Source organism: Pseudomonas sp. Irchel 3E13 (assembly GCF_900187455.1).
In the GTDB taxonomy this organism is placed as follows: domain Bacteria; phylum Pseudomonadota; class Gammaproteobacteria; order Pseudomonadales; family Pseudomonadaceae; genus Aquipseudomonas.
Genome location: NZ_FYDX01000017.1, coordinates 58,251 through 74,545 on the forward strand (window position 1 = coordinate 58,251; position 16,295 = coordinate 74,545).

Genomic DNA, 16,295 nt, shown 5'->3' on the forward strand with positions numbered 1-16,295 from the left:
TCTCCTTATCGGGCGCTCTGCGGGTTCTGGCTGGCCACATGGGCGACCGGCGGCTGGCGAGCGGTGATGTCGAACAGCGTGTAGGCGAGCGTCAGGTGTTTCACATCCTTGGGTAGGTCGCGGTCGACGATGAAACGCACCGGCATTTCGATGCGCTCACCCGGCTGCAGCACCTGCTGGCTGAAGCAGAAGCATTCGGTCTTGTGGAAATACGCCGCCGCCTCGGCCGGTGAAATGCTCGGGATGGCCTGGGCGGTCATGGGTTTGTCGGTCGGGTTGTGGGCCACGAAGATCATCTGGTTCACCGCCCCCGGGTTGACGTCGATCTGGTCGGCGGTGGAATAGAAGTCCCAGACCATGTCGATGGCATTGGTCGAGAGGAACTGCACCTTCACCGAGCGCGCCAGGTCCACCACCTGGCTGCCTTCGTACTGGCCGCCGGTCTTGCCGTTGATGCCGAACGCGCGGCACATCACGTCATAGATCGGCACCAGGGCGAAGCCGAAGGCGAACATGAGCACCGCCAGCATCAGCAGGCGGGTGACCAGGCGCTTGATCGAGATGCCCTCGTTCATGACCGCGATGCTCCTTTCACTTCACTTCCGGTGGCGTCTGGAAGGTGTGGTACGGCGCCGGCGACGGAATCGTCCACTCCAGTCCTTCGGCGCCATCCCACGGCTTGGCCGGCGCCGGCTCACCGCCACGGATGCATTTGATGACGATGAACAGGAAGAAGATCTGCGTGGCGCCGAAGGTGAAGGCGCCGATCGACGAGATCATGTTGAAGTCGGCGAACTGCAGGTTGTAGTCCGGGATCCGCCGCGGCATGCCGGCCAGGCCAACGAAGTGCATCGGGAAGAACGCCAGGTTCATGCCGACGAACGACAGCCAGAAATGCAACTTGCCGAGGGTTTCGTCGTACATGTGCCCGGTCCATTTCGGCAGCCAGTAGTAGGCCGAGGCGAAGATCCCGAAGATCGCCCCCGGCACCAGCACGTAGTGGAAGTGGGCCACCACGAAGTAGGTGTCGTGGTACTGGAAGTCCGCCGGGGCGATGGCCAGCATCAACCCGGAGAACCCGCCGATGGTGAACAGGATGACGAAGGCGATGGCGAACAGCATCGGCGTCTCGAAAGTCAGCGAGCCTTCCCACATGGTGCTGACCCAGTTGAACACCTTCACCCCGGTGGGCACGGCGATCAGCATGGTCGCGTACATGAAGAACAGCTCGCCCACCACCGGAATGCCGACCACGAACATGTGGTGCGCCCAGACGATGAACGACAGGAAGGCGATCGCGCCGGTGGCGTAGACCATCGAGGTGTAGCCGAACAGTGGTTTGCGCGAGAACGCCGGGATGATCGAACTGACCGCGCCGAACGCCGGCAGGATCATGATGTACACCTCGGGGTGGCCGAAGAACCAGAACACATGCTGGAACAGCACCGGGTCGCCACCGCCGGCGGCGCTGAAGAAGCTGGTGCCGAAATGGATGTCCATCAGCATCATGGTCACCACGCCTGCCAGCACCGGCATTACCGCGATCAGCAGGAAGGCGGTGATCAGCCAGGTCCAGACGAACAGCGGCATCTTCATCAGGGTCATGCCGGGGGCACGCAGGTTGAGGATGGTGGCGATGACGTTGATCGCGCCCATGATCGAGCTGATGCCCATGAGGTGAATGGCGAAGATAAAGAAGGTCACGCTTTCCGGCGCGTAGGTGGTCGAGAGCGGCGCGTAGAAGGTCCAGCCGAAGTTCGGCCCGCCACCGGGCATGAACAGCGTGGACACCAGCAGCAAGAACGCCGCCGGCAACAGCCAGAAGCTGAAGTTGTTCATCCGCGGCAGGGCCATGTCCGGCGCGCCGATCATCAGCGGGATCATCCAGTTGGCGAGGCCGACGAAGGCCGGCATCACCGCGCCGAAGACCATCACCAGGCCGTGCATGGTGGTCATCTGGTTGAAGAATTCCGGCTGGACGATCTGCAGGCCGGGCTGGAACAGCTCGGCGCGGATCACCATGGCGAAGGAGCCGCCCAGCAGGAAGGCGATAAAGGCGAACCACAGGTACATCGAGCCGATGTCTTTATGGTTGGTCGTCAGCACCCAGCGCATCAGGCCCTTGGCCGGGCCGTGGGCGTGGTCATGCCCGGCATGACCGTGGTCGTCGATCACTGTGCTCATGTCCTGTCTCCTGAAAACCGGCTCATTTGCTTTCCGCCTGTTTGATCGCCAGCACGTCTTTCGGCGTGACCATGTCGCCCTTGTTGTTGCCCCAGGCGTTGCGTTCGTAGGTGACGACGGCGGCCAGATCGACTTCCGAGAGTTGCTTGCCGAACGCCGCCATCGCGGTGCCGGGCTTGCCGTGGAACACCAGGTTGAGGTGGTCTTCCTTCGGTCCGGTGGCGATCTTCGAGCCTTTGAGCGCCGGGAACATCGGCGGCAGGCCCTGGCCTTCGGCCTGGTGACAGGCCACACAGGTGGTGTGGTAGACCTTGTCGCCGCGCTCGACCAGCTCTTGCAGCGTCCATTCCTTGCTGGTCAGTTCCTTGAGCTTGGCCGCCTCGGCCTTGCGTTCGCCGAGCCAGGTGTCGTAGTCCTCTTTCGACTTGACCTCGACCACCACCGGCATGAAGCCGTGGTCCTTGCCGCACAACTCGGTGCACTGGCCGCGGTAGATGCCGGGCTTCTCGACGCGGGTCCAGGCTTCGTTGACGAAGCCGGGGATGGCGTCGCGCTTGACCGCGAAGGCCGGCACCCACCAGGAATGGATAACGTCGGCGGCGGTGACCAGGAAGCGCACTTTCGCGCCCACCGGCAGCACCAGCGGCTGGTCGACTTCAAGAAGGTAGTGTTCGTCCTTCGGCGCCTTGTTGTGGATCTGGTCCGCCGGGGTCGCCAGGTTGCTGAAGAACTCGACGTCCTGGCCCAGGTATTTGTAGTGCCATTTCCACTGGTAGCCGGTGACCTGGATATCCACGTCCGATTCACTGGCGTCGTAGATGTCGATCAGGGTCTTGGTCGCCGGAATGGCCATGACCACCAGGATCAGGAAGGGCACCACGGTCCAGAGAATTTCGACCCAGGTGTGTTCGTGGAAATGCGCCGGCTGCTGGCCGGTGGAGCGGCGGTGGACGATCATCGACCAGAACATCGCGCCGAATACCACGAGGCCGATCACCACGCAGATCCAGAAGATGGTCATGTGCAGGTCGAACACGGCATTGCTGACTTCGGTCGCCCCCGGCGCCATGTTCACGGTCCAGGCGGCATGCGCTGGCGTGAGTAGCGACCACAGCAGGAGGCCCATCCAGACATGTGGATGTCGCATCATTGCGGGTTCCCCTTATCGTTCTTGTTATCCCGGAGGCGGGACCTACGGCAGGGGGCACGGCGTCAAGACTGCGGACTTTGACGACGGCCCCCCGCTGCACAACAGGCGGGCCTCATCAGCCAAATCACTTTCACAGCGGAGTATAGACAGGGGTCCCGACCGCGCAATGACGCGGCGGAAAAGCGCTTTCGACCGCTCAGTCATTGCCGAAAATCCTTGTAGGACATTGGCTTACATGAATGATGGCACCTTGATATAACCCCACACCAAAAAAGGGCGTGGGCGTTATGAGAAATGGATCTTAGCCGATACAAAAATAGGACTAATTTAGTGTCTTCCGTACGTCACCGCTTGTCCTTGGAGTTGTCATGAAGATTGCCGCTTTGCGCGAGCAGATCGCCCAAGCCCACCGTCACGAAGCCGAAACCGGCCAGTTGAAGGAACGGCTTGAGCGCCAGTTACCCCATCTGCATCCCTTGATTCAGTTACCCGAGCAGGACGCGCAAGGTGCGTTGAACCGTTTCGTTGCTGCCTATATCGATCAGGTCCCGGAGCTGCTGGAAGCCGCTAACGATGTCGCCCGCGAAGCGGGTATCGAATCGCAGATCAAACCGGTGCTGAAAATCGCCGAGGAATATTTCATCACCCCGCCGCAGATCGTGAATGGCCAGGTCGGCCTGGATTGCCTGCTGGACGAAGCGTATCTGGCGCATCGCCTGGTGGAAGAGGTCAACGACCTGTACATCAAGCATTTCCAGCAGCCGTTGATTCCGCTGGATACCACCGTGGCCAACCTGATCGCCCACCAGTTGATCGGCGAAGAATTCGCCAACCAGCTCGATGAAGTGGCGCATCACTCGCTGGACAACATGCTCAACGACGAAAGCTTCGCGCTGGAGTCAGTGGAGGCGTACCGCGAAACGCTGAGCAGCCCGGAGACGGGCGCAGCGTGGAAACGCTGGCCGTGCCTGTCGCGGCAGCTCGGGGTTGGGCTGGAGTTGGGTCAGCAGCAAACGGGCTGATATTTATTGCCACGTTGATGGCCCTATCGCTGGCAAGCTGGCTTGTCAGCGATGAGGCCAGCACCAACAGCCGATTTACCAGTTGTAACTCACCGTCCCTAACACCGTCCGCTCCTCACCCCAGTAGCAACGCCCGGCGTTGTTGCAGCCCGCCACATATTCCTGGTCGAACAGGTTGCGCGCGTTGACCTCGGCCGACCAGTGCGCATTCACCTGATAGCCGATGGTGGCATCCACCAGCGTCACGTCTCCGGTATCCAGCTTGCCGTACAGCGACGGGCTGGTGTACGCGAAGGTGCTGTCGAAATGACGGACACCGGCGCCGACACGCAGGCCCTTGAGCTGGCCGTCGAGGAAGCGATAGGTGCTCCACAGCGACGCCTGGTTACGCGGAACGCCGGTGACCTGGTGGCCTTCGAGCAGCGAGCCGGCCACGTCCTTGGTGATCCGCGAGTCGGTGTAGGTGTAGGCCGCCGTCACGTTGATGTTTTCAGTGACATCACTGTTCAGTTCCAGCTCCACGCCCTTGGCGCGGCTGCGACCGATGTTGCGGTAGTCGCCGCTGGCGCTGTCGTACAACGAGTCATCCTTCTTGCGCAGGTCATAGACCGACGCGCTGATCAGCGTATTCCAGCCCTTGGGCTCGTATTTCACACCGGCTTCGTATTGCTCGCTCAGCGTCGGGTCCAGCGGCCCCGAGGCGCTCGATACCTGCTGGATCGGGTTGTACGCGGTGGAATAGCTCAGGTACGGCGAGACACCGTTGTCGAACTGGTACATCAAGCCGGTCTGCCAGGTGAACTGACCATCCCAGTAGTCGAGGTCGGCCGGCGCGTTGAGGGTGCCGCGGCGATTGCGGTACTCGCTGTTGACCCGGTCATAGCGCCCGCCCAGCAGCAGCACCCAGTTGTCGAGGCGTGACTGGATCTGGCTGTAGACGCCGTACATGGTCTGTTCGAGCAGGGCGTCCTGCACCCGCGTCGAGGTCACCGGGTCGCCGTTGTAGACCGGGTTGAACACGTTGACGCTACCGCCGAAACCGGCGTTCCAGTCCTGATTGAACGAGGTGCGGTCGAGGCTGGCGCCGACCAGCAAGGTGTTTTCCACCTCGCCAAGGTTGAAGCGGCCTTCGACCTGGTTATCCAGCGAATAGGCGATCGACTTGTTGTAGCGGTCGTAGGCGGTGTTGGTCACCGTGGTGCCGAAGCCGCCGTTGTTCAGGTTGCCCGGCCAGATCTCCTGGCGGTCGATGCGCGACTGCATGTAGCGCGAGTTCTGCCGGTACTGCCAGTCGTCGTTGAACTGGTGATGGAACTCGTAGCCGAGGGTCCAGGTTTCCCGCTCGAAATTGTCCCAGCCGGGGTTGCCCAGCAGGGCGTGCTTGCTGATCTTGCCGTTGGGGTTGTTCAGCAGGGTGCCGGCCGCCGGGTAACCCAGCTCCATCAGGGTGCGGTCGCGCTGGTAGGACGCCAGCAGCGTCAGGTCATTCTGTTCGTCGAAGTTCAGCGTGAGCGACGGCGCGACATACAGGCGGTCGTCCGGCTGATGATCGACCTGAGTGCCGGACTTGCGCCCGAGTACAACCAGGCGCCCGAGCACGTTGGGGTTGTCCGCCAGCGGGCCGGACACGTCGATGCCCAGTTGGCGGCGCTCATTGGAGCCATAGCTGAGCTGGATTTCGCCGCGCGGCTGGGCGGTCGGGCGCTTGCTCACCAGATTGACCACGCCGCCGGGGGCGTTTTCGCCATACAGGATCGAGGTCGGGCCACGGAACACTTCCACCCGCTCCACGCCATAAGGCTCGCTGCTGGTGTCGTAGCGGTTGCCCTGCACCCGCAGGCCGTCGCGCAGCAGCCCGTAGCCGTAGTCGGTGGCGTTGAAACCGCGAATGAAGAACAGGTCGCCCGCCTGACCATCACCGGCCGCGAAGGGCGGGGCGAAGATGCCGGGAACGTAGCCCAGCACTTCGGTCAGGCTCTGCGATTGCTGGTCGTCCATGCGCTGGCGGGTAACCACCGAGACCGAGCGCGGGGTGTCGGCCAGCGCGGTGCTGGTCTTGCTCGCCGTCGCCGAATGGGTGGCGCGATAGCCTTTGTCTTCCTGGCCGTAGCGGCTGGCCAGGCCCTGACCGTTGATCGATGTCGCGTCCAGTTGCACCGCGCCGGTCTCGGCGGCGGGTTGCAGCACATAACCGCTGGCACCCTGCGGCACGGCAACCAGGCCGCTGCCGGCCAGCAACACCTGCAGAGCCTGTTCAACGCTGTATTCCCCGTCCAGCCCGGCGCTGCGCTTGCCGGTCGCAAGGCTGTCGCTGCCGGCCAGGTAAATGCCGGCCTGGCTGCTGAAGTCATTGAGCACCGTGCTCAGGCTACCCGCCGCAACGTGGAAGGTCTGGAGCCGGGCGCTGGCCTGCGCGGCCTGGACAGCGGCGGGCAGAAGGGCGAGCGGGGCGAAGCTGAGGATGGTCATCGGCACGAGTGCCAACACGCAGGAGCGGGGCGACGACATGGCAGTCCCTGTGGTGTTCATGCGGTAAATGGGAGGGTTCTGCTGTTGAACCGGGCGACGAACGCAAAGGGGAACCGGCCGCTGAAAAAATATTCAGGCCGGTTCGACCGTCACCCACCAGTCGGTCATCCGCTTGATCCGCACCGGCAACGCGGCTTCGAGCAGGCGCAGGGCGTGATCCGTATCGTCGAGGGGGAAGGTGCCCATCACCGCCAGCCGGGCGAGGTCCGGGTGCAGGCCGAGATGGCCGGGACGGTAGCGGCCCAGCGCATCGATCAGCTCTTCGAGGGGCATGGCCTCGGCGGTCAGCCGATCCTGCAGCCAGGATTCGCCCGCCCTCTGCGCCGGCGCCGGGGGCGAGACGGCGAGGGCGCTGAAATCGACGCGCTGGCCGGCCTCGATCAGCGCGCGGGTGCCGGTGCGCGTGAAGATTTCCACCTCACCCTGATAGACGTTGAGCCGGGCATTGCCCTCGGCATAGCGAAGCGCCAGGCGAATCGGCGTCGACACCATCTGCAACATGCCGGCCCCGGTTTCCAGCAGCAAAGGCCGGCGATCCCGCACCGAGGATTGCAACAGGACCTCACCGAAACGCAGGTCGAGCAGGCGCTGTCGCGCGTCGAAACGGGTATCGACGGCGGTCTGCGCGCCCAGCCACAAGGTGCTGCCATCGGCCAGCGCCACCTCGCGGTTCTCGCCGGTGCCGGTGTGCAGATCGGCGGTCCAGCCATTGCGCGATGCCGCCTGCCAGCCGCCGAGGCCCGCCATCGAACCGATCGCCAGCACCAACAGCGACTTCACCGTCTGGCGCCGCCCCAGGCGTGCCGGCCCGCGCTCGCGCAGCAGGCGGCCGGCGCGCTCGCCTTCCGCCCGCAACGGGGCGAAGCGCTCGCTCACCCGTTCCATGTAGCGCCAGGCGGCCTGATGCTCGGCATGCTGGTCGAACCAGCATTGCCACTGCTCGCGAACGCTGCTCTGGTCGCCTTCTTCCTGCAGCCGCACGTACCACTGGGCGGCGTGTTCGAGGGTCGCGTGGCTGAGTTTTTCCTGGGCGGCTCTCATCGCGTCACTCCACCAGCAAGCCGTCGAGTTCGGCTTCAAGCACGGCGCAATGCAGGAATGCCTGCGCCATGTACTTCTTGACCATGCGCTCGCTGACCTCCAGGCGCTCGGCGATCACCGCGTAGGTCACGCCTTCGACCTGCGCCATGAGAAACGCTTCGCGCACCTTGGCCGGCAGGCGCGACAGCATCGCGTCGACCTCGAACAGGGTTTCGATCACCAACGCCGTGTGTTCAGCGGAAGGCACCGTCGCCTCGGGCTGCGCCGCCAGGGTTTCGCGCCAGGCGCGCTCGATCTGGGCGTGGCGCCAATGATCGATGCACAGGCCCTTGGCGATGGTGGCGAGGTACGAGCGTTCGCCGACCTGGCTGTCGAACTCGACAGGTCGGCGCAATACGCGCAGGAACGTGTCATGCAACAGGTCGGCGGCATCCCAGCCATTGCCCAGGCGACGGCGCAGGAACAGCAGCAGCCAGGGTGAGTGTCGAACGTAGAGGGTCTGGGCAGGGGAAGGCATGGGAGATCCGCGCGCGGGTGACGCAAATGGTATTGATTCTTAATAGTATGGCAGTGACGGCACCTGCTGCAACGTGCGCTTACATTCGCAGGTGCCGGGTCTTTTCAGGGTTCGCCTACGTGCCCAGGCCCGCCGTGGTTCGTACCCGCCCTTCGACGCGCCGCTTCAACCGTCGCGACTCAATCACCAGCGTCGACCCGTTAGCGGCGTTCGCCCGCCCCCAGTCCTCCAGCAGTTCCAGGCAGGAATGGTCGATGTAACTGAGGTTGGCCAGCGGCACGTGCAAGGTGGTGCCCGGCGGAATTGCGTCCAGCGCCTGGGTCAGCGCCGGCACCTTGAGGAAGGTCGCGGCGCCGCTCAAGCGCAGTTCCATATGCCCGGGCCGCGCCAGGCTGCTGACGCTGATCTTCAGCCGCGCCGCCTTGAGCGCCAGTTTCAGCAAGGTCAGGGCGAAGCCCAGCAGCACGCCGGTCAGCAGGTCGGTGAAGACGATCGCCAGGGCGGTCGCCGCGTAGGTGAACATCGGCATCCGCCCATAACGACCGAGCCCGCGAAAGGCCTTGAGGTCCACCAGTTTCACCCCGGTGAACACCAGCACCCCGGCCAGACTCGCCACCGGAATCTGCTGCAGCACACTGCCCAGCAGCACGACGAACGCCAGCAGCCAGACGCCATGGAACACCGCCGACAGCCGCGTGCGCGCGCCCGCCTGGACGTTGGCCGAGCTGCGCACAATCACCCCGGTCATCGGCAGCGCGCCCAGCACGCCGCAGATCATGTTGCCGACGCCTTGGGCGGAAAGTTCACGGTCGAAGTCCGAACGCTGGCCGCTGTGCATGCGGTCCACCGCCGCCGCCGACAGCAGGGTTTCGGCGCTGGCGATAAAGGCCAGGGCGAAGGCCGCGACCAACAGCGTCGGGTCGGCCAGCGCCAGCAGGTCGGCGGGGCGCAGCCAGTCGATCGCCTGGCTCAGGTCGTCCGGCACCTGCACGCGGTTGACCGGCAGGGCCAGGGCGATGCTCAGCATTGTCATCAGGCTCACCCCGAGCAGCGCGCCCGGCACGAAGCGCAGCGTGTTCGGTTTCCAGCGTTCCCAGGCCCACATCACCGCGATGGTGCCCAGGCCCAGGGCCGCGGCCTGCCAGCCGTTGCCCGCGTGCTCCAGCGGCAGCGCATCGCCGACGACCGCGGGAAAGCCCAGCAGGTTGTCCAGCCCGGAGGGCAGCGGCGAGCGGTCGAACATCACATGCACCTGCGACAGCACGATCAGCACGCCGATACCGGCGAGCATGCCGTAGACCACCGCCGGCGCCGTGACCCGGAACCAGCAGCCAAGACGGAAGCGCCCGGCCAGCAATTGCAGCAAGCCGGCCAGCAGCAGGATCGGCCCGAGCATCGCCATGCCGTGCTGACGCACCAGTTCGAACACCAGCACCGCCAGCCCGGCGGCCGGTCCGCTGACCTGCAACGGCGAGCCGGCCAACCAACCCACCAACAGCCCGCCGACGATGCCGGTAATCAGGCCCTTGGCCGGCGGCATGCCGGACGCGATGGCGATCCCCATGCACAGCGGCAGCGCCACCAGAAACACCACCACCGATGCCAACAGGTCCCGCGGCAAGGCCGCTTTGAATTGCGTCATGTTCATCCTGTTCTCCTTTTTCAGGCCGTTCCTCTGGCCATATTCATGCGCAGCGCCAAATCACGGGCAGCCGAAGGCCGCCGGCGCTGCGGCAAGGCATCAAAGCGTTTTCAAAGACAGCCGACGCCCATCCACGGGCCGCGCGTGGCGGCCTGTGGTGGGTCAGTCAGCAGAATTGGGTGAAGCGAGAAGGCTTAGAAGCGGCCTTTTGGAGTAGCGCTTGGTATCGGCTCGCCGCGCTTGAGCGGCAGGAAGGCATCGCTGGCAGCGTCGTAGGCGGAGATCTCGCTGGTCTCGATGTCGTAGATCCAGCCGTGGATATACAACTGGCCGGCCGCCAGACGCGAAGCCACCGACGGGTGCGTACGCAAGTGATGAAGCTGGGCGATGACGTTTTCCTTGGTCAGCACCTGCATGTTCTCGTGCTCGGTGCCGCACTGGCAGTTGTCCTCGACCACGGTGCGGGCGACTTCAGCATGGCGCAGCCAGGCTTTGACGGTCGGCATCTTTTCCAGCGACTGCGGGTTCAACACCGCGCGCATGGCGCCACAGTCGGAGTGGCCGCAGATGATGATGTGGTGGACGCCCAGCGCCAGCACCGCATATTCGATGGCGGTCGACACACCACCGTTCATCTGGCCATAAGGCGGCACGACGTTACCGACGTTACGGGTAACGAACAGGTCGCCGGGCGAGCTTTGGGTAATCAGTTCGGGAACGATCCGCGAGTCGGCGCAGGTAATGAACATCGCTCGGGGTTTTTGGGCGGTGGCGAGCTTTTTGAAGAGCTCTTCCTGTTCAGGAAACACCTCGTGATGGAATCGCAAAAAGCCATCAACGATGTGTTTCAGGGCGCCATCGGCAGTCTCGGCTTCCGGAGTAGCCGGGCCGGTCGGAGAGGGTTCCTTGTTCGACATGATTCATCCTCTTTGACAGGTTCGTAGGTAATTCCAGTTTACCGGGTTGAGATTCAGACAGGCTTACGTCACTTGGATTACAGATGTAGTCAACAAATCACATATTCGTTTGCCTGAATTCCTACGCTACTTGTCGAAACTTAACTGAAACTGAATTCGGATGGCTCTAGAACAAGGGTTACAGGGGATTTTTACGGCGCCTCGATGGTATCAAAAAACCATCAATTGCCACTGGCCATTATTGTTTTTACAACAATGACAACTGACCGCCCGGCGGACAGAAGGCCGTGCAATCCAGCGAATAGCCGCCGCGACGGTTCAGCCCGTAACGCCGGATGGCCTTGTCGAAGCGCTGCGCCAGCAGGTCGGCGAACACCCCTTCACCACGCATCCGCGCGCCGAAACGGCTGTCGTACAGCTCACCACCCCGACTCTGCCGCACCAGGCTGAGGACATGGGCGGCCCGTTGCGGGTAATGGTCCTGCAACCACTGCTCGAACAGCGGCGCGACTTCCAGTGGCAGGCGCAGCAGCATGTACGCGGCGCTCAGCGCGCCGGCTTCGCTGGCGGCCTCCAGCAGACGCTCCAGTTCGCTGTCGTTGATCATCGGGATCATCGGCGAGCACAACACCCCCACCGGAATCCCCGCCTCGCGCATCACCCGGATCGCCCGCAGCCGGGCCTTGGGCGCGGCTGCGCGCGGTTCGAGGGTGCGTTTGAGTTCATCGTCGAGGGTCGTGAGGCTGATCATCACCGACACCAGCCGCTGCTTCGCCAGCTCGCTGAGCAGGTCGAGGTCGCGCAGGATCAGCGAACCCTTGGTGACGATGGTCACCGGATGCCGGTAGCGCAGCAGCACCTCCAGCAGGCGCCGGGTCAGTTGCTGCTCGCGCTCGATTGGCTGATACGGGTCGGTGTTGGAGCCCAGGTTGATCGGCGCACAGACATACCCCGGCTTCGACAATTGCTGCTCGAGCACGGCGGCGGCGTTGGTCTTGGCGATCAGCTTCGTTTCGAAATCCAGGCCGGGAGACAGGTCCCAGTAAGCGTGGCTGGGCCTCGCGTAGCAATAAATGCAGCCGTGCTCACACCCGCGATACGGATTGATCGAACGGTCGAAGGGCAGGTCCGGGGAGTTGTTGCGGGTGATGATGGTTTTCGCGGTTTCGATGCGGACTTCGGTACCTTGGGTCAACGGCACTTCCTGATACCAGCCGTCGTCCTCGACCACCGAGCGGTTGGGGGCAAAGCGGTTGTGCGGATTGTGCGCGGTCCCGCGACCGCGCACCGGCGTTGGAGCAGCCATGGCGCCCACCTCGATACTGTTTATTCATACAGTATAAAAGCATTTTTCTTACCGCCACACCTGATATTTCTGTCAGTTGTCGCTTGCCATGCCCCGTCACACACTCGAAGTGAGCCCATAGCGCCGTCTCTATGGATAAAACAATGCGGACGCTTACATCAGAGCAGGTGATCTGATGCAAAGGGCCGTCCCAGTGGGAACGATAGCCACCCGCGAATGGCAGAAATGCACCCAGGCATTCACGCTTCGGATGTAACACGCCAAACATCCGCTTTATGCCAAATGAAAAGGCCGTTCGGGGTAACCGAACGGCCTTCGTTCATTCCGACGGCTTCTTCAGCTTCGGATTGGGAAAGAACTGCACCGTCTGCACCGCCGGTTTCGGCGCTTTCGCCTCATTCTGGTTGACCCGCGTGCCCAGCTCCTTCGGCACCGACAGGCCCTGCTCGTTGAGGGTGTCGGAGAAACCACAGGCCACGCACTCGCGGTGCGGCGTGCCGTCGACGTTCCACATCATCAGCTTGTCCGGCTCGCTGCACGCCGGGCAGACCGCCCCGGCGATGAAGCGTTTCTTGGTCGTGCTCATGCCGCCAGGTCCTCGCTCAGGCCGCTGTGGCGCAGCAGCGCGTCGATGGACGGCTCGCGACCGCGGAAGTCGACGAACAGCAGCATCGGTTCCTGGGAACCGCCGCGGGCCAGGATCGCCTCACGGAAAGCACGGCCGGTCTCGGCGTTGAGCACTCCGTCTTCCTCGAAGCGCGAGAAGGCATCGGCGGACAGCACTTCAGCCCACTTGTAGCTGTAGTAACCCGCGGCGTAACCGCCAGCGAAGATGTGCGCGAAGCTGTTGGGGAAGCGGTTGTAGGCCGGGGGCCGCATGACCGAGACCTCGTCGCGCACGCCCTCGAGGACTTCCAGCACGCTGCGGCCGTCGCCGTGGCTGGCGTGCAGTTCGAAGTCGAACAGCGAGAATTCCAGTTGGCGGACCATCATCAGCCCGGACTGGAAGTTCTTCGCCGCCAGCATTTTCTCCAGCAGGTCCTGTGGCAGCGGCTCGCCGCTTTCGTAATGACCGGAAATCAGCGCCAGGCCTTCCGGCTCCCAGCACCAGTTCTCCATGAACTGGCTCGGCAGTTCCACCGCGTCCCAGGCTACGCCGTTGATGCCGGACACGCCGGCATGCTCGATGCGGGTCAGCAGGTGGTGCAGGCCATGGCCGAATTCGTGGAACAGGGTGGTGACTTCATCGTGGGTCAACAGCGCCGGCTTGCCCGGAACGGCCGGTGTGAAGTTGCACACCAGGTTGGCCACCGGGCTTTGCAGCTTGCCATCAGCCGTGCGACGACGGTCGCGGGCGCCGTCCATCCAGGCACCGCCGCGCTTATTGGCGCGGGCGTAGAGGTCGAAGAAGAAGCGGCCGACATGCTGGCCGTTCTCCTTGATTTCGAACAGGCGCACATCCGGGTGCCAGGTGTCGAAGCCCTTGAGCTCGGCAATCTCGATGCCGTACAGGCGCTGGACGATGGCGAACAGGCCGGTCAGCACCTTGTCGATCGGGAAGTAGGCGCGCAGGGTTTCCTGGGAAACGCTGTAGCGCTGCTCGCGCAGCTTCTCGCCGTAGAAACCGCTGTCCCAACTGCTGAGGTCCGGGCAGCCCTGTTCGGCGGCGTAGGCCTTGAGCTGGGCCAGGTCCTGGGCGGCGAACGGCTTGCTGCGTTTGGCCAGGTCCCGCAGGAAACCCAGCACCTGGTCGCTGGACTCCGCCATCTTGGTCGCCAGGCTCAGCTCGGCAAAGTTGGCGAAGCCCAGCAGCTCGGCCAGTTCCTGGCGCAGGTCGAGGATCTCGCGCATCACCGGGCCGTTGTCGAACTGGCCGGCATTCGGGCCCTGGTCGGAGGCGCGGGTGCAGTAGGCGGCGTAGATTTCTTCACGCAGGGCGCGGTCGGTGGCGTAGGTCATCACCGCGTAGTAGCTGGGGAATTCCAGGCTGATCAGCCAGCCGTCGAGGCCCTTGGCCTGGGCGGCGGCGGCCATCTGCGCCTTGGCCGAATCGGTCAGGCCGGCGAGGGCGGCTTCGTCGGTGACGTGCTTGGTCCAGGCCTGGGTGGCGTCAAGTAACTGGTTGGAGAAACGGCTGCCCAGCTCGGACAGCTTGCTCTGCACTTCGGCGTAGCGCTGCTGCTGGTCGGCAGGCAGGTCGATACCCGACAGACGGAAGTCGCGCAGGGCGTGTTCGATGATGGTTTTTTGCGCCACGTCGAAGCCGGCGGCTTCGGGGCTGGCGGCCAGCGCCTCCCAGGCCTGGAACAGTTCGCGGTTCTGGCCCAGCTCGGTGGCGTAGGCGCTCAGGGCAGGCAGGCAGGCCTCGTAGGCTTCGCGCAGTTCGGCGCTGTTGCACACGGCGTTGAGGTGGCTGACGGGACTCCACGCCGCGCCGAGGCGGTCGTTGAGTTCGTCCATGGCCAGGACCAGTCCGGCCCAGCTCGGGTTCTGGCCCTGGGTCTTGAGCAGGGCGGCAATGGCGTTGCGGTTGTCGGCCAGGATCTGTTCAATCGCCGGCAGCACGTGCTCGGCGCGGATCGCCGAGAAGGGCGGCAGGTCGTAGGACTGCAGAAGCGGGTTGGTCGCACTCACGGTTGGACACCTTGGCAGAAGAAACACCGGCCCATCTTAATTACAATCGGCGCCGACCGCAGCTAATAAGCCTCAGAGAGAGACGCTATTCATGGCCATTCGCACCTTCCAGCAGCACACGCCCCGCCTGGGCGAACGCGCCTTCGTCGACCGCAGCGCGGTGGTTATCGGCGATGTCGAGATCGGCGACGACAGCTCGGTCTGGCCACTGACGGTGATCCGCGGCGACATGCACCGCATCCGCATCGGCGCGCGCACCAGCGTGCAGGACGCCAGCGTGTTGCACATCACTCACGCCGGGCCCTTCAACCCCGACGGCTTCCCGCTGCTGATCGGCGACGACGTGACCATCGGCCACAAGGTCATGCTCCACGGCTGCACCCTCGGCAACCGCATCCTGGTGGGCATGGGCAGCACGATCATGGACGGCGCCATCGTCGAGGACGAAGTGATCATCGGCGCCGGTAGCCTGGTGCCGCCAGGCAAACGCCTGGAAAGCGGTTTCCTCTATGTCGGCAGCCCGGTGAAGCAGGCCCGCCCGCTGACCGACAAGGAGCGCGCGTTCTTCCCCTACAGCGCCGCCAACTACGTCCGACTCAAGGACCAGCACCTGGCTGAAGGCTACGACCAGCCCGAGTGAACGTATCCACAGCCCCTTTTTCGAGACCGCCATGCACCAGCAGAACATCCTCTTCGACCTCGACGGCACCCTGACCGACCCGCGCGAAGGCATCACCCGCTCTATCCAGTACGCCCTGGCCAAGCTCGGCATCGACGAACCGGACCTGACCCGCCTGGAACACTTCATCGGCCCGCCGCTGTTGCAGGCGTTCATGCAGTTCTATGACTTCGACGAGGCCAAGGCGTGGGAGGCGGTGAATTTCTACCGTGAACGCTTCAAGGTCACCGGGCTGTACGAAAACCGTGTGTTCGACGGCGTCGGCGAGTTGCTCAGCGAGCTGCAAGGGCAGGGGCGCACGCTGTATGTTGCGACGTCCAAGCCGTGGGTATTCGCCCGCGAGATCGCCCGGCACTTCGATTTTGCCCGGCATTTCAAAGTGATTTACGGCAGTGAGCTGGACGGCACGCGGACCAACAAGGTCGAGCTGATCGGTCACCTGTTGGCCGAGGAAGGCCTGGATCCGGCGCAGACCCTGATGATCGGCGACCGCAAGCACGACCTGATTGGTGCGCGCAGCAACGGGCTGGAAGCGGTGGCGGTGGGGTATGGGTTTGGGAGCCATGAGGAGCTGGCGGCGGAAGCACCGGCGTATCACTTTGCGACGTTGGCAGAGATGCATCGGGCGTTCATGAAACCCTGAGTTGATGGGGTTACTGAGGGCCTCATCGCCG

General features: G+C 63.7%; 14 protein-coding genes. 3 read left to right on the forward strand and 11 right to left on the reverse strand.

What is annotated here, in order from left to right; translation table 11 throughout:
* Positions 1-5: 5 nt before the first annotated feature.
* From CKW37_RS25985 to coxB, 3 genes are read right to left on the reverse strand one after another with little or no spacing between them, the layout of a single operon-like run.
* Positions 6-575, reverse strand: a complete 570-nt coding sequence (locus tag CKW37_RS25985) for a cytochrome c oxidase assembly protein (protein ID WP_095159065.1) — start codon at positions 573-575, stop codon at positions 6-8.
* 16 nt (positions 576-591) lie between these two features.
* Positions 592-2,184, reverse strand: a complete 1,593-nt coding sequence (gene ctaD, locus CKW37_RS25990; protein WP_095159066.1) for a cytochrome c oxidase subunit I — start codon at positions 2,182-2,184, stop codon at positions 592-594.
* Between the two features lie 22 nt (positions 2,185-2,206).
* Complete coding sequence (gene coxB, locus CKW37_RS25995) at positions 2,207-3,334, reverse strand: cytochrome c oxidase subunit II (protein ID WP_095159067.1); 1,128 nt, start codon at positions 3,332-3,334, stop codon at positions 2,207-2,209.
* A gap of 368 nt (positions 3,335-3,702) precedes the next feature.
* On the opposite strand from coxB, the gene CKW37_RS26000 reads away from it, so the two are divergent.
* Complete coding sequence (locus CKW37_RS26000; protein ID WP_095159068.1) at positions 3,703-4,356, forward strand: hypothetical protein; 654 nt, start codon at positions 3,703-3,705, stop codon at positions 4,354-4,356.
* Between the two features lie 75 nt (positions 4,357-4,431).
* On the opposite strand, the gene CKW37_RS26005 is transcribed toward CKW37_RS26000, so the two are convergent.
* The 8 genes from CKW37_RS26005 to prlC form a co-directional block, all read right to left on the reverse strand.
* The gene (locus CKW37_RS26005; RefSeq protein WP_095159135.1) at positions 4,432-6,825 is read right to left on the reverse strand and encodes a TonB-dependent siderophore receptor; all 2,394 of its coding nucleotides are present in this window, start codon (positions 6,823-6,825) and stop codon (positions 4,432-4,434) included.
* A gap of 132 nt (positions 6,826-6,957) precedes the next feature.
* Positions 6,958-7,926, reverse strand: coding sequence for a FecR domain-containing protein (locus CKW37_RS26010; protein ID WP_095159069.1), 969 nt, complete (start codon positions 7,924-7,926; stop codon positions 6,958-6,960).
* Positions 7,927-7,930: 4 nt separating this feature from the next.
* Positions 7,931-8,443 (reverse strand): sigma-70 family RNA polymerase sigma factor, encoded by a 513-nt coding sequence (locus tag CKW37_RS26015; RefSeq protein ID WP_095159070.1) that lies wholly within the window; start codon positions 8,441-8,443, stop codon positions 7,931-7,933.
* A 115-nt stretch (positions 8,444-8,558) separates the two neighbouring features.
* Positions 8,559-10,091 carry a SulP family inorganic anion transporter gene (locus CKW37_RS26020; RefSeq protein ID WP_095159071.1) on the reverse strand — a complete coding sequence of 511 codons (1,533 nt, stop codon included), beginning with the start codon at positions 10,089-10,091 and terminating at the stop codon, positions 8,559-8,561.
* A 188-nt stretch (positions 10,092-10,279) separates the two neighbouring features.
* Positions 10,280-11,002, reverse strand: a complete 723-nt coding sequence (locus CKW37_RS26025; RefSeq protein WP_095159072.1) for a carbonic anhydrase — start codon at positions 11,000-11,002, stop codon at positions 10,280-10,282.
* 247 nt (positions 11,003-11,249) lie between these two features.
* Entirely contained in the window at positions 11,250-12,308 is a 1,059-nt protein-coding gene (locus CKW37_RS26030) for a PA0069 family radical SAM protein (RefSeq protein WP_095159073.1), read from the reverse strand.
* Between the two features lie 319 nt (positions 12,309-12,627).
* Positions 12,628-12,894 (reverse strand): YheV family putative zinc ribbon protein, encoded by a 267-nt coding sequence (locus CKW37_RS26035; RefSeq protein WP_095159074.1) that lies wholly within the window; start codon positions 12,892-12,894, stop codon positions 12,628-12,630.
* A complete protein-coding gene (gene prlC, locus CKW37_RS26040) occupies positions 12,891-14,942 on the reverse strand; it encodes an oligopeptidase A (protein ID WP_095159075.1) in 2,052 nt (683 codons plus the stop codon). The genes CKW37_RS26035 and prlC overlap by 4 nt, the downstream gene beginning before the upstream one ends.
* A gap of 91 nt (positions 14,943-15,033) precedes the next feature.
* On the opposite strand from prlC, the gene CKW37_RS26045 reads away from it, so the two are divergent.
* Positions 15,034-15,582, forward strand: coding sequence for a gamma carbonic anhydrase family protein (locus CKW37_RS26045; protein ID WP_095159076.1), 549 nt, complete (start codon positions 15,034-15,036; stop codon positions 15,580-15,582).
* Positions 15,583-15,613: 31 nt separating this feature from the next.
* Positions 15,614-16,264, forward strand: a complete 651-nt coding sequence (locus CKW37_RS26050; protein ID WP_095159077.1) for an HAD family hydrolase — start codon at positions 15,614-15,616, stop codon at positions 16,262-16,264.
* Positions 16,265-16,295 lie beyond the last annotated feature (31 nt).

Coding starts and splice junctions, on each gene's coding strand:
- CKW37_RS25985 (WP_095159065.1), bottom strand. CDS start 575: ATGAACGAGGGCATCTCGATCAAGCGCCTGGTCACCCGCCTGCTGATG.
- ctaD (WP_095159066.1), bottom strand. CDS start 2,184: ATGAGCACAGTGATCGACGACCACGGTCATGCCGGGCATGACCACGCC.
- coxB (WP_095159067.1), bottom strand. CDS start 3,334: ATGATGCGACATCCACATGTCTGGATGGGCCTCCTGCTGTGGTCGCTA.
- CKW37_RS26000 (WP_095159068.1), top strand. CDS start 3,703: ATGAAGATTGCCGCTTTGCGCGAGCAGATCGCCCAAGCCCACCGTCAC.
- CKW37_RS26005 (WP_095159135.1), bottom strand. CDS start 6,825: ATGACCATCCTCAGCTTCGCCCCGCTCGCCCTTCTGCCCGCCGCTGTC.
- CKW37_RS26010 (WP_095159069.1), bottom strand. CDS start 7,926: ATGAGAGCCGCCCAGGAAAAACTCAGCCACGCGACCCTCGAACACGCC.
- CKW37_RS26015 (WP_095159070.1), bottom strand. CDS start 8,443: ATGCCTTCCCCTGCCCAGACCCTCTACGTTCGACACTCACCCTGGCTG.
- CKW37_RS26020 (WP_095159071.1), bottom strand. CDS start 10,091: ATGAACATGACGCAATTCAAAGCGGCCTTGCCGCGGGACCTGTTGGCA.
- CKW37_RS26025 (WP_095159072.1), bottom strand. CDS start 11,002: ATGTCGAACAAGGAACCCTCTCCGACCGGCCCGGCTACTCCGGAAGCC.
- CKW37_RS26030 (WP_095159073.1), bottom strand. CDS start 12,308: ATGGCTGCTCCAACGCCGGTGCGCGGTCGCGGGACCGCGCACAATCCG.
- CKW37_RS26035 (WP_095159074.1), bottom strand. CDS start 12,894: ATGAGCACGACCAAGAAACGCTTCATCGCCGGGGCGGTCTGCCCGGCG.
- CKW37_RS26045 (WP_095159076.1), top strand. CDS start 15,034: ATGGCCATTCGCACCTTCCAGCAGCACACGCCCCGCCTGGGCGAACGC.
- CKW37_RS26050 (WP_095159077.1), top strand. CDS start 15,614: ATGCACCAGCAGAACATCCTCTTCGACCTCGACGGCACCCTGACCGAC.